The 12,910-nt window shown below is 45.4% G+C and carries 11 protein-coding genes and 1 tRNA gene; 8 read left to right on the top strand and 4 right to left on the bottom strand.

Annotation, left to right across the window (positions count from 1 at the left end):
* The first annotated feature begins 93 nt into the window (after positions 1-93).
* From CAG69_RS07765 to CAG69_RS07735, 7 genes are all read left to right on the top strand, one after another.
* Positions 94-1,401 carry an isochorismate synthase gene (locus CAG69_RS07765; RefSeq protein ID WP_006743248.1) on the top strand — a complete coding sequence of 436 codons (1,308 nt, stop codon included), beginning with the start codon at positions 94-96 and terminating at the stop codon, positions 1,399-1,401.
* Positions 1,398-3,116 carry a 2-succinyl-5-enolpyruvyl-6-hydroxy-3-cyclohexene-1-carboxylic-acid synthase gene (gene menD, locus CAG69_RS07760; RefSeq protein WP_161443553.1) on the top strand — a complete coding sequence of 573 codons (1,719 nt, stop codon included), beginning with the start codon at positions 1,398-1,400 and terminating at the stop codon, positions 3,114-3,116. Before CAG69_RS07765 ends, menD begins: the two co-directional genes overlap by 4 nt.
* Complete coding sequence (menH, locus tag CAG69_RS07755; protein WP_161443551.1) at positions 3,103-3,930, top strand: 2-succinyl-6-hydroxy-2,4-cyclohexadiene-1-carboxylate synthase; 828 nt, start codon at positions 3,103-3,105, stop codon at positions 3,928-3,930. The genes menD and menH overlap by 14 nt, the downstream gene beginning before the upstream one ends.
* Positions 3,923-4,789 (top strand): 1,4-dihydroxy-2-naphthoyl-CoA synthase, encoded by an 867-nt coding sequence (menB, locus tag CAG69_RS07750; protein WP_012842018.1) that lies wholly within the window; start codon positions 3,923-3,925, stop codon positions 4,787-4,789. Before menH ends, menB begins: the two co-directional genes overlap by 8 nt.
* 126 nt (positions 4,790-4,915) lie before the next feature.
* Positions 4,916-5,905 (top strand): o-succinylbenzoate synthase, encoded by a 990-nt coding sequence (gene menC / locus CAG69_RS07745; RefSeq protein ID WP_046874206.1) that lies wholly within the window; start codon positions 4,916-4,918, stop codon positions 5,903-5,905.
* Positions 5,890-7,317, top strand: coding sequence for an o-succinylbenzoate--CoA ligase (gene menE / locus CAG69_RS07740; RefSeq protein WP_161443550.1), 1,428 nt, complete (start codon positions 5,890-5,892; stop codon positions 7,315-7,317). The genes menC and menE overlap by 16 nt, the downstream gene beginning before the upstream one ends.
* Positions 7,318-7,417: 100 nt before the next feature.
* Positions 7,418-7,606, top strand: a complete 189-nt coding sequence (locus CAG69_RS07735) for a hypothetical protein (protein WP_005390556.1) — start codon at positions 7,418-7,420, stop codon at positions 7,604-7,606.
* On the opposite strand, the gene CAG69_RS07730 is transcribed toward CAG69_RS07735, so the two are convergent.
* From CAG69_RS07730 to CAG69_RS07720, 3 genes are all read right to left on the bottom strand, one after another.
* Positions 7,596-8,531, bottom strand: coding sequence for a YeiH family protein (locus tag CAG69_RS07730; RefSeq protein ID WP_118789411.1), 936 nt, complete (start codon positions 8,529-8,531; stop codon positions 7,596-7,598). The two genes, CAG69_RS07735 and CAG69_RS07730, sit on opposite strands and share 11 nt — an antisense overlap.
* Before the next feature lie 116 nt (positions 8,532-8,647).
* Complete coding sequence (locus tag CAG69_RS07725) at positions 8,648-10,522, bottom strand: MFS transporter (RefSeq protein WP_161443548.1); 1,875 nt, start codon at positions 10,520-10,522, stop codon at positions 8,648-8,650.
* A gap of 13 nt (positions 10,523-10,535) precedes the next feature.
* A complete protein-coding gene (locus CAG69_RS07720; protein ID WP_161443546.1) occupies positions 10,536-11,126 on the bottom strand; it encodes a TetR/AcrR family transcriptional regulator in 591 nt (196 codons plus the stop codon).
* 378 nt (positions 11,127-11,504) lie between these two features.
* Here CAG69_RS07720 and CAG69_RS07715 point away from each other — a divergent pair, with 378 nt between their 5' ends.
* Positions 11,505-12,377, top strand: coding sequence for a Tim44 domain-containing protein (locus CAG69_RS07715; RefSeq protein ID WP_161443544.1), 873 nt, complete (start codon positions 11,505-11,507; stop codon positions 12,375-12,377).
* Positions 12,378-12,809: 432 nt separating this feature from the next.
* On the opposite strand, the gene CAG69_RS07710 is transcribed toward CAG69_RS07715, so the two are convergent.
* Positions 12,810-12,894: transfer RNA gene (locus CAG69_RS07710), tRNA-Tyr, on the bottom strand.
* Positions 12,895-12,910: the final 16 nt, after the last annotated feature.

Here is a 12,910-nt window from a genome sequence, read left to right as displayed (position 1 = left end):
TTGCAAAAGATCGCATACGACCTTGATTTGCTTTGGGTCTAAACTTAGAGTAGCCGTCAGTTACCATTTATCCTCACATACTACGAGGTTGATTTGTCACAGTTCCATCAAGCCGTAAAGAGAATTATCGAGCGAGTTCAGCAAGCGGAAGGCAATCAAACACGTCTGGTCGAGCCCCTGAGCGAGAAACCTAATTTCTCATTTATTGATTGGCTTGATGCACAACCACTTTTCCCTAAATTCTACTGGCAGTCCCGCGATACTCGTGAAGAGGTCGTTGCACTAGGGCAATTACACGCTTTTGTTGAGCCAGGCCCTGCTTATACCATTCTAGGTGAAGGGCAACGAGTCTGGGGCGGACGCTCTTTTGACGGCCAGCATGAGAAGAATCGTCGCTGTATGCCTTCTTTCTTCTTTTTGCCTCAAATTGAGTTAATTCGTTTTGATCAACAATGGTCTCTCGCAGTTAATATTTCAGAAGACAAAGCGCGAACCCTAGCAGGACTGCATAAACTGGTTTGTGAGGTCGCGACCTTAGCTCCGATTTCTTCTCACATCCGCTCTATTGTTCATACGCCAAGTCAGCCTCAATGGAATGAGTTAGTTCATAAAGTTCTGACTGGTATAAAGAATGATGATTTTAAGAAAGTGGTATTGGCGCGTCGCTCTACCGTGCAGCTTGATAACACATTAAGTGCTGCACAATTGCTGAAAGCGAGTTACTTAAATAACCATCATAGTTTCCATTTCATGCTGAGCTTAGACAGCAAACACAGCTTTATGGGTTCTACGCCAGAACGTTTGTATTCTCGCGTAGGGCACGAACTTCATACCGAAGCGTTAGCAGGCACGATTGGTCGAGGGGACAACGCCACTCACGATATGGAGTTGGCGAATTGGTTATCCCAAGATGAAAAGAACCTCAATGAAAACCAATATGTGGTTGATGACATTATTGATCGCCTATCACCGCATTCCGAAGCGGTTGAAGTGGAGGCCGAGGCAAGTTTGGTTAGGCTACGAAAAGTGCAACACCTCAAGCGAAATATTCACGCGAGCCTAAAGACGGGAATAAACGGTGTTCAGTTGTTATCGGCGCTTCAGCCGACGGCGGCGGTTGCTGGCTTACCTCGACAAGAATCCATGCAGTTTATTCTTGATAATGAGCCCTTTGCACGCGGCTGGTACGCGGGGTCAATGGGGTACATAAGCCATGAACGAGCAGAGTTTTGTGTCGCGATCAGAAGCGCGCTTGTGCTCGGTGACCAAGTACAACTGTTTGCGGGCGCAGGTATTGTGCCAGGCTCTGTGGCAGAGCATGAGTGGGCGGAACTTGATAAGAAAATGTCGACGTTACTTACGCTGATTTCTGATCACCCCCCGTTGGGAGTCGCATCATGAATCATGACCAAGCGGTGCTCAATCGAATTTGGTCAGAAACCATATTGATTGAGCTTCAGCGATTTGGCGTTAAGCATGTTTGTATCGCTCCTGGCTCTCGTTCTACTCCTTTAACTTTAGAGGCGGCAGAACAGTCCAATTTTTCTATTCATACTCACTTTGATGAGCGTGGTCTCGGCTTTATGGCTCTTGGTTTAGCGAAAGCTACTCAAGAGCCAGTGGCAATCATCGTTACTTCTGGTACGGCAGTGGCGAACTTATTACCAGCCGTTGCGGAGGCTAGGCTTACTGGTGAAAAGCTGGTGCTGCTCACTGCGGATCGTCCGGTGGAGCTCGTTGGCTGTGGTGCAAACCAAGCGATTAACCAGTTGGGTATTTTTTCACATCATGTCTCGTCCAGCTTGAATTTACCAAGCCCAACTTTAACAACATCGCTTAATTGGTTGCTGACCTCTGTTGACGAAGTGATGTTTACTCAGCAACTGCAAGGCAGTGCTGTTCATATTAACTGTGCATTTCCAGAGCCTTTGTATTCCAATGGTGCAAAAGCGGATTATCAAACCTACTTAGACTCGGTAGCCGGATGGCGAAAAGGAAGTGGTAGTTATACCCAGCGTTTTAGCCACTTATCACAGGCGCAAATCCCGTCTTGTGCGGATAAAAAAGGCTTGGTTGTGATTGGCAGCTTACCGCTTGAACAAGCGAAGTCGGCGCAGGCATTTGCACAAAAGATGGGATGGCCGGTACTTGCAGACCCGCAAAGTGGTTTGAGTTCGGATTGGGCGCATTACGATGTATGGCTTCAACTTCCCGAGTTCGCAAACGCGCTTGAGTCTTGTGAACTTATTATCCAATTTGGTAGCCGAATCATCTCAAAACGTTTGAATCATTGGATTGATAAACAAGTTTCGCAGAGTCAACAAGATAAAGACGTTCAGTATTGGTATGTCTCACCTTGTATGGACCGTAATAACCAAAATCATCTGGCGCAAATGCACTGGGTTGAGCCTCCTCAAACGTGGGTTTCTCGCATTAGCTTTGAGAAGTCAATATTTGCTGGTTGGGCTGATAGGTTAGCGAATGACGTTAAGCTAGTTCATCAACGTATCGAAGAAGCTTTTCTATCTGATTCAGCTTCTGCCATTGACGAAATTGCGTTGGCAGCAGACATCAACGAGCGCACTAAAAACGCTGATGTCTTTTTGGGTAACAGTTTGTTTGTTCGACTTGTCGATATGTACGGCAAACTTGATGATGTAGAAGTGTTCACTAACCGAGGCGCGTCAGGCATTGACGGCTTGTTTGCTACCGCATCAGGTGTGCAGCGAGCAAGAGGTAATCCGTTACTGATGTATATTGGTGACACATCAGCACTGTATGATCTCAATTCACTAGCGCTGTTTTCTCACAATAAACTGCCGACGGTACTTGTGGTCACAAACAATGATGGTGGAGCAATTTTCGATATGTTACCGGTGCCTCAGGAGCATCGCACTGCGTACTACCAAATGCCCCACGGTTATCAGTTTGAACATGCAGCCAAACAGTTTGGTTTAAAGTATGAGAAGCCAACTACGTTAGAAATGTATCAAGCAATGGTTGCCGAGCACCTGTCGAGCGGCCAAGGCACACTGCTGGTGGAAGTTCAAACCCCACCAAGCCAAGCCGCAGAGTTGATAAAGGCATTTAATAAGAGCCTGCATGCTTCACTCTGAGCGTCTCTCTTCAACTGAAAAACACCAAAGTGGTGATCTTCCCACTCTGGTGTTTTTGCATGGCCTTTTAGGAAGTGGTGCTGATTGGCAAGCTTGTTTGGATGATCTGACTCGGTTTGAACGAATTGTTATAGACCTTCCTGGTCATGGTCGTAGCCAGTTTACAAAGTGCAAAGATCTCGATGATTGCTGCAAACTTCTTAATTCCACACTATCTTTATTACTTCCTCCGCAACAACCACTTATTTTGATTGGTTACTCGATGGGCGGCCGTATTGCGATGCATGGTATTGCCAATCAATGCTTCTCAGATCTCAATATTGTGGGCGCAATTGTTGAAGGGGGAAACTTCGGGCTTCAAACTGAGTCAGAGAAACAGGTGAGATTGGAGAATGATGCTCGCTGGGCAAAGCGTTTCAAAACTGAACCACTTGAACGTGTTTTGAACGATTGGTATCAGCAAGCGGTGTTTTCTTCACTAAACCATGAGCAAAGACAAACATTAATTGCGAAGCGAAGTGATAATCTTGGCTCGGCGGTCGCGAGCATGCTGATGGCAACATCGTTAGCCAAGCAGGCGTATTTGTTGCCCACACTGAAAAAGCAAAATATACCGATGTATTACTTGTGTGGCGCGAAAGACCAAAAATTTAGCCAACTGGCACAACGTAGCGGGTTGGCGTATCGACAAGTTGAAGGCGCAGGACATAACGTTCATCAAGAGCAGCCCCGACAATTTGCGATGCATATTAAGCACATAATTCAATCTCACTTTGGTGAGAGTAACGAGAACAATGGGAATCACCATGGCTAAAACAGTAGGCATTTCTGAAGAAGAACTTTACGCTCCGGTTCAATGGAAAGATTGCAGCGAGAAATACGAGGATATTCACTACCATAAATCTGAAGATGGTATCGCGAAAATTACCATTGCACGCCCACAAGTGCGTAATGCATTCCGCCCTCAAACAGTAAAAGAGATGATTGATGCGTTGGCAGATGCGCGTTACGACTCTGGTGTTGGCGTGATCATTCTGACAGGTCTAGGTGAAGACGCATTCTGTTCTGGCGGTGACCAGAAGATCCGTGGCGACTACGGCGGCTATAAAGACGACCAAGGTACACACCACCTAAACGTATTGGACTTCCAACGCGATATTCGAACTTGTCCAAAACCTGTGATCGCATCAGTTGCCGGCTGGGCTGTTGGCGGCGGTCATGTACTGCACATGATGTGTGACCTAACCATTGCAGCGGACAACGCACAGTTTGGTCAAACGGGCCCTAAAGTGGGTTCATTTGATGGTGGTTGGGGCGCGTCTTATATGGCTCGTATCGTAGGCCAGAAGAAAGCTCGCGAAATCTGGTTCCTATGTCGTTTCTATAACGCGCAAGAAGCGTTAGACATGGGCTTGGTCAACACGGTTGTGCCGCTAGAAGAGCTAGAGAAAGAAACTGTTCGTTGGTGTCGTGAAGTTCTTCAGCATAGTCCAATGGCGCTACGCTGCCTGAAAGCTGCATTGAATGCGGACTGTGATGGTCAAGCAGGTCTTCAAGAGCTTGCGGGTAACGCAACGATGATGTTCTACATGACCGATGAAGGACAAGAAGGTCGTAACGCATTCAACGAGAAACGTCGCCCAGACTTCGACAAATTCCCTCGTAACCCATAATCCGTATAAAAAGAGGAGTGTTTCAGCTCCTCTGTTCCATTTTTCCTGAGCGCCTCGCCCTCTGGGAGGCTGGTGGGATTGCTTGCCAGAACGCTCAAATATACGGCATTACATAGGACTCGAATTATGCGTGAAGCGAAAATTTATCGTTATATCTTGCCCATGGATAGTGGTGTCATCCTGCGAGACAATAAGCTAACTGAACGTGTTGGTTATGTTGTTGTGCTTTCTGAAGGTGACCAAATAGGGCTTGGAGAAGTCGCTCCTCTTCCTGGTTTTAGTTTAGAGAGCACCGAAGATGCTGGTATTCAGCTACAGGAACAAGCGGAGCGTTGGGTCGCAGGATTGGATGTGGATTACGCCAACATGTATCCATCGGTCGCGTTTGGTTTATCGATGGCACAGTTAGAGTTAGCTGGTGGCTTACCCCAACAAGGTAAGTATCAAACAGCGCCGCTGTGTACTGGTGACCCAGACGAGCTCATTCCAAAGCTGAACGAAATGGAAGGCGAGAAAGTCGCGAAAGTAAAAGTCGGGCTTTATGAGCCAATTCGCGATGGCATGCTTGTGAACCTTTTCCTTGAATCTATCCCTCAATTAACGCTTCGACTTGATGCAAACCGCGCTTGGACACCAGAAAAAGCGCAGCAGTTTGCTAAATACATTACTCCGTCTCTGCGTCAGCGCATTACCTTTTTGGAAGAGCCGTGCCGCTCTCCTGGCGATAGTCTCTCTTTTGCTATCAATACTGGTATTGCGATTGCTTGGGATGAAACGTTGCAAGATGCGGTTCGTCGAGAGGATTTCCGTCTTGAAGATCTAACTGGTGTGAAAACGATCATCATCAAACCCACACTCATTGGTTCGGTGGATTTTTGTATTACACTGATAGAGAAGGCGAAGTCACTGGGGATGAAAGCGGTTATTAGCTCGAGCATTGAATCCAGTCTCGGTTTAACGCAATTAGCGCGCTTTGCCCAATGGCAGCTGCCTGATGAAGTTCCAGGTTTGGATACGATTGGCCTATTCAAAGCTCAGTTAGAGCAAGGCTGGCCTAAGTGTGAACTTCCCGTTCTTCCTCTGAAAGATCAGGAGATTGTGTGGCATTCTGCATAGACAATGTTGCGAAGGCACCGTGGAAATATTGGGCTCAAACGAGCCCTTTTTCTATTGCACTCAAGACACCAACAGAAACATTAAACTGGCAACAACTCTCAGTACGTATTGACCAATACGCTCACTATTTGAATGACTTGGGCGTAACGCGGGGAGATGTGCTGACTTTGGTAGGTAAAAACCAAGTCGAAACTCTGCTGTTTTATCTTGCTTCCAAGCAGTTAGGCGCACTTGCCGCGCTGACCATGGTACAACCACTCGATACGCTACAGAGTAAACTTGCGACCCTTTATAAACCTGAACAAACTCGGTTTATCTTGTTTGCTCAGGAGTGCGCTTCGACCTTTTCTGAACATGATATACAAAAACTCAAGGCAATATTGCTTTCACCGCCCTTAGTTTCACAACAAGAGCGTGATGCGGTGATTGAAGATGCCTATCACCATGACAGGCTCGCTTCAGTGGTATTTACCTCTGGCTCGACAGGGGAGCCTAAAGCTGTGGTTCATACACATCGACAACACCTTGCTTCAGCAGAAGGCTTGTTGCAAGAGTTCATTTTCACTCAGCAAGATTCTTGGTTATTGTCGCTTCCGCTTTATCACGTCTCTGGATTGGCGATTGTATATCGTTGGCTATATGTCGGAGCGACATTGAAAATCGGTACAGGAAAACTTGTCGAAGATATTCAGGGCGTGTCACACGCCTCTTTGGTTGCAACGCAGCTCAAACGGCTATTGGATGATGATGCTCACTTGTCATTGACGCATGTGCTATTGGGCGGCAGCCACGTTGCTCACGAGTTGGCGTTGCGAGCAACAGGACGAGGGATTGAGGCGTGGTTAGGTTATGGGATGACGGAAGCTGCCTCTACCGTTACCGCAAAGAGAATTGACAGTACCAGTAATGCTGGACACGTATTGAATCATCGTAAGATAAAGTTGGTTGACCAACGCATTTTTGTCGGTGGTAAAACATTAGCGGCAGGGTATTTTCATCAAGGTCATGTTACTCCGTTTCTGGATGAGAAAGGCTGGTTTGACAGCAAGGATCTTGGTGAGTGGCAAGGTGACGAGTTAAAGATCATCGGCCGTGCCGACAATCAATTTATCTCTGGTGGTGAGAACATTCATTGTGAAGAGATTGAGGCAGCATTGAACCAAATTGATGGCGTGGTGCAGAGCATAGTGGTTCCAGTCGAAGATGCGGAATTTGGTCATCGCCCTGTTGCTGTGATTCAGACCAATGATTTGCGCAGCAAAGCGGAATATGACCTGCATTTGCAACCCAGATTAGAGAAGTTTAAATGGCCAGTGGAATACCATCTAATGCCACAAGTGCTACTAGAAAGTGGGATCAAAGTTTCTCGGAAGGCAGTGAAGGAGTGGCTATTGCCATCAATTCAGCATTAGTCAATTTTGCTATGTATTAGTCAGAAAGGGAATTTCGTATCCTTATAACTCTGAATCATAATTATGCTTCTTCGAAGAGAGAAAAGGCATAAGGTTCAGGATGGTAAAGCTAGTATTAATTGCGGCGGTAGCACTACAAATTGGTATTGCAATAAGCAGTGAAGGGCTCGCCCGTTCTCTTGCAGAGCTGACGGCCTTTTTGATCGCTATCGCATTGGTTGTTACATACAAAAACAGCAAACTTGAGCCGTCGTCATCTCAACACGATGAGAAGACCACTAATATCTAAACAATAACCAACTTAGAGAAGTGGTTGAAATTAACACCCACAGAGTAATACCAAATAACAGTGGCTTAGCTCCAGCAGACCTCAGCTTCGAAATTGAAATGCTGCAACCAATCAGGAACAGGCACACCACCAAAGCTTGTTTCGCTCCAACGAAAATACCGTGATAGACCATTTCAAATTGAGGGAAGAAGTCGCTAAACGCGATGGCTGCGCAGTACCAAAAAATGAAATAAGGAATAACTAACTTTTTCGTTCCATTCTCTTTCTGGTCTCTCGAAAAGATCACGGCACTGATCAGTGCGACAGGGATGATCCACAAAGCTCGTGCGAGTTTTAACGTTGTTGCTGTAGTTAGCGCTTCTTCACCGTAGGCTGAGGCAGCCCCAACAACAGAAGACGTGTCATGAATAGCAATCGCGGCCCATGTACCAAATGTGTGTTGATCTAGCCCTAAAGCATGCCCAACCACAGGAAACACGAATAGTGCGATGGAGTTTAGGACAAATACCGTTGCCAGTGCTAATCCAATCTGTTCGTCTTTTGCTTTAATCGCTGGTGCTACAGCGGCAATTGCACTACCACCACAAATTGCTGTACCTGACGAGATTAAGTATGCGGTTACTCGCTCCAACTTAATTATTCTGGCAATGATAGTGCCTATGATCAGTGTGCCCGCAATCGTGGCGATAATCAGACCGATACCATCCGACGTGACAGAGAGTGCTTGCTCAAAGTTGATGCCAAAGCCTAAACCAATAATCGAGTAGGACAGCAGCTTTTTAGTAAAAGAAGCAATGGGCAGTTCTGAAGGCACAAAACCAAAACTTGCGAGTAGAAAACCAATAACTAGGGCAATAGGAGAGGAGACAAAAGGGGTTAAGCAAAAGAGTAACGCCAATCCAAACAAGAGGTAGTTTCTATTCAAGGTTTTTATTCGCTGTTGTGAATGAAAGCGCGAGTATATCGCACTGAGTGTGGTCAGTTTGTCTTAATGATTTGAACACATGTTCAATTATTCTATACATGTGTTCAAATGTATTTTTATCGCCAGTCGCCTCTGAGTTGATGCACTTTATCGAACATCGTTTTTGCCGTTGCTTCATTTGGTGGAACCGGCTGTCCGGCTTCAATTTCTAGCTTTGACCAAAATCGAGTCGGTAAGCCACAACATGCGCGGCCTTTCGCGCGGCTGAAATAGCTTCCCCACAAGCCTTTGAGTGCCACGGGTATGACAGGTACTGGGCTGCGACGCAGAATAATATCAATGCCACGCATGAATTCATTCATTTCACCGTCTGAGGTTAATTTCCCTTCTGGGAAAATACAGACGATATGTCCTTCGCTTAATGCGGTTTCTACATCATTAAATGCACGCCTGATGGAGTTTCTGTTACTCGCTGAAATCGGAATTACCCCAGTTCTGCGTAAAAAGCGTCTTAGTGGCGGTAGGTTGGCGTAATCTTCCTCCATCACAAAACGAATCAACCTTGGGCATACTGCGCTAAGTAGCAAGGCGTCCATATAGCTCACGTGATTACATACGATCAACGCACCGCCTTGTTCTGGCAAGTTATGTAGGTTTTTATGTTTCACTCGATAAATAGTATGAGTTAGCATCCAAACCACAAAACGGACAACGAATATCGGTATTTGCAAAAAAATGTAAGCGGCGACCAAGAAATTCAAAATGGCTAACAATGCAAACAATTGAGGAATTGTCATCTTGATTACACTTAGGCACACAATACCTAAGACAGCACTGCCGACCATAAACAGAGAGTTAAAGATATTGAGCCCTGCGATGACTTGCGCGCGCTCGGTTTCCTTTGCTCTATGTTGCATTAATGCGTAAAGCGGCACGATAAATAACCCACCCGAAGCACCAATCATCAATAGGTAGAAAAATAATGGCCAAAAAGGCTCATATCTAAAGAAGTCTACAAAGTTATGGAAGATAGGTAGGTCACTTGGAATGGAGGTTGCCATCAAGTACCCAAATACCGTAATGCCAAGTGCGCCAATAGGCACAATACCGACTTCGATACGATGATTCGAGATCCAATTGCAAAGTAGCGACCCTAGCGCGATACCAATGGAAAACAGAGCAAGCAAGAAAGACACCGCACTCTCGGTGCCATTTAAGTAAATCTTGGTGAAATTTGGGAACTGGGTTAGATAGGCGGCGCCTAAAAACCAGAACCAGCTTATCGCCATAATACATTGAAAAACAACACGATCTGATTTTGCGATGGATAGCGTGTGTTTAGTTTGTTTGTACGGTTGCCAACGAAAAGAAAGATTAGGTGCGCTGGCGGCTGCAAAGGGTATTGAGCGGCTCGACAAATATCCTAACAATGCAAAGAGTACGACACAAAATGCGGCAAGGTATTTTGCGTTGTCTGCTGAGGCGATAACTCCAGCACCTAGGGTACCAATAAGGATGGCGATAAAGGTACCAGCTTCAACAAGGGCGTTGCCTGGCACTAACTCTTTCGCGTTTAATTTTTGGGGCAAAAGGGCATATTTAACCGGTCCAAAGAATGCTGACTGTGTGCCCATTAAGAACAGTAGCAGCAAAAGCACACCATAACTTTCGGTTATAAAACCAATGGCACCCAAAAGCATGATGGCGATTTCAAACAGCTTTACCTTGCGAATAAACCATGATTTTTCGTATTTATCTGCTAATACGCCAGCTGAAGCGGAGAATAGAAAGAACGGTAGAATGAACAAGCCAGCCGCTAAATTGATGAACAAGTTGCTCGAAATAGGTAGTGCGCTGGATCCCGCGAAGGCGACAAACAGCAGCAAAACGTTTTTAAAAATATTGTCGTTGAAAGCGCCAAAAAACTGAGTAATGAAATAGGGTAGGAACTTTCTTTGTGTAAGTAAGGACGGCTGTCTGTCGGACGACATGGATAATCCTTTGTTACCAGTTTGTGAGGTAGTTAGAAAGCAGGTTACTGATTAATTCTTTACCATCAATGGGTTCACTAGAGAAAAATTTATCATCAACACTGAGTAAAGTAATACCGTGTACGCCAGACCAAAGCACTCGACTTGCTTGAATCACTTCGGACTCGGTACGATGTGGTGCGATTTGAGCCAATAGTGACTCCAGCATTCCTGTCATCCCGTCGATACGTTTGGCATGCCATTCTGGAAGTTCTGCACCATTCATGTTGTGCTCGAACACTAACTGCCAACGGTAAGGGTGCTTTTGAGCGAAATCGTGGTAGCAATAAGCCAGTTCAAATAGAGCTTGATGAGCGTCTTTACTGCTATTGGTCGCCTTCAGTGCTTCTTGGGAGAGTTCGTCTAAACTTTGCGCGACTACGTGTAAAAGTAACAGGTTATAGTTGCCAAAAATGTTGACTAATGTGCTTGGCACGTAACCAATCATGTTAGCGATTTTACGAAGACTGAGTTCGTGGTAAGAATTCTCATCTAAAAAGTTTTTGACTGTTGTTAACGTCAAATTCACTAACTCTTCTCTGGTGTGATCGTTTCTGCGCGCCATACTCTCAAACTGCTTTATTGAACATCGTTCAATATGATAGTCAGCTACCTATTAACCGTCAACAAGGCAATATACTCAAGTGACGTCAAGGTGCAGGATTCTGAGCTGTGTCACTGATTCTAATTCAAGTAAAACATCCCTGAGTAGCAGTGAGTTCATTCCAAGCATTTCCAAACGAACCAAGTATCTCGAAGTTAACCGAGAGCAGTCTGTATCTTTGGCAATATTCTGATACATGTCAGCTTCTGTAAGCTGTTTTCATCAACAGGCATACAGAGTATGATGACGTAACAATCATCTTTGGCGTGCTACTGTTTGAAACAATCGTTGTTTCGTTTGATAGAGCACAATCTTAGATAGCTAACTTTAAGGATAACGATGAAACGTTTATTTTCTATTGTTGCTCTGTTGATGTTTACCGTTGCTGTAACGCCTATCGCGGAAGCGAAGAAGTTTGGTGGCAGTAAGTCTTTCGGTAAGAGCTACAAAACAGCGCCAGCACCAAAACAACAGCAACAAAACACCAATACGGTCGGCAAAGATCAGACGGCGAAGTCTTCAAGTAAAAAAGGCTTAATGGGTGGTCTGCTAGGCGGACTTCTTGCTGGTGGTCTACTGGCTGCATTCTTTGGCGGTGCTTTTGAAGGTATCCAATTTATGGATATCCTAATTATTGGTTTGATTGCCTTTGTCATCTTTAAATTAATGCGCGGTATGCTAGGTGCGAAGCAGGGCAGTATGAACCAGCATCGTCAGCAACCTGCATTTGGTGGTAACGCATCTAAGTTTGAGCAACCAAACATGCAAAACTTTGAGCAACAGCCAAACACAAATAATGGTGGCTTTGGTGGTTTCGGCGCTCAAACGGACGTACCACATAACTACCCACCGGGCTTTGACCAAGCAGCGTTTATTAACGGCTCTCGTGAACACTACCGAATCCTGCAAGGTGCGTGGAATCACAATCAACTGGAAACCATTGAAGAATATGTTTCTCCAAGCTTGTTTGAAGATCTGAAAGCAGAGCGCGCGAAGCTCGACGGTGAGCAGTATACTGATGTAATGTACGTTGATGCAGAGATCGTCCGTGCCGATTACGATGCAAATAAAGCACAGCTTAGCCTACAGTTTAGCGGTCGTTACCGTGACACAGTAGAAGGTGTTGAAGAAGAAATCGAAGATATCTGGCACCTAGAGCGTGACCTGACTGTGCCTAATGCACCATGGTTAATTGTTGGTATTCAAGGCTAGTCACCTTTAAACCTATTTAGTCACTAATAAAAATCCCGCACCCCCTGCGGGATTTTTTGTATCTGTCGTTTGTATCTACGAAAGATATTTTTATAAAACCTTCCAGGTGGAGCCTTCATCATCGCTCGCGCTTAACTCTGCCGAATATCTTTTTTGCTAGCCCGTCCTCAAGTGTTTTACTGAATGTTTTTAGCATTCACATTATGGTCATTGCGATAAAACAAGGACAAAGTGCTAGTTCATTGTTTGTATTACAACGACCAGATCCGAACTTTGTCCATCGGAGATTCGCTTCGGCCCAGTTGTTAAAGTAGGATCCAAACAGAGGTAGAATAGCGAAGAAGTTGGGTTAAATAAGGAAGGGTTTGTTACTTTACTTTATCAAGAGTCCGAAACGAAAAAAGCCAGCTCAATGAGCTGGCTTTTTCAATATGGTGGAGGGGGACGGATTCGAACCATCGAAGGCAGTGCCGGCAGATTTACAGTCTGCTCCCTTTGGCCACTCGGGAACCCCTCCAGGGTGTTTTATACTT

This window comes from Vibrio sp. V43_P6S15P86, from assembly GCF_009904725.1.
GTDB classification, from domain to species: Bacteria; Pseudomonadota; Gammaproteobacteria; order Enterobacterales; family Vibrionaceae; genus Vibrio; species Vibrio diabolicus.
The sequence above is the reverse complement of the archived record's forward strand: the minus strand, read 5'-3'. Positions and strand labels throughout refer to the sequence as shown.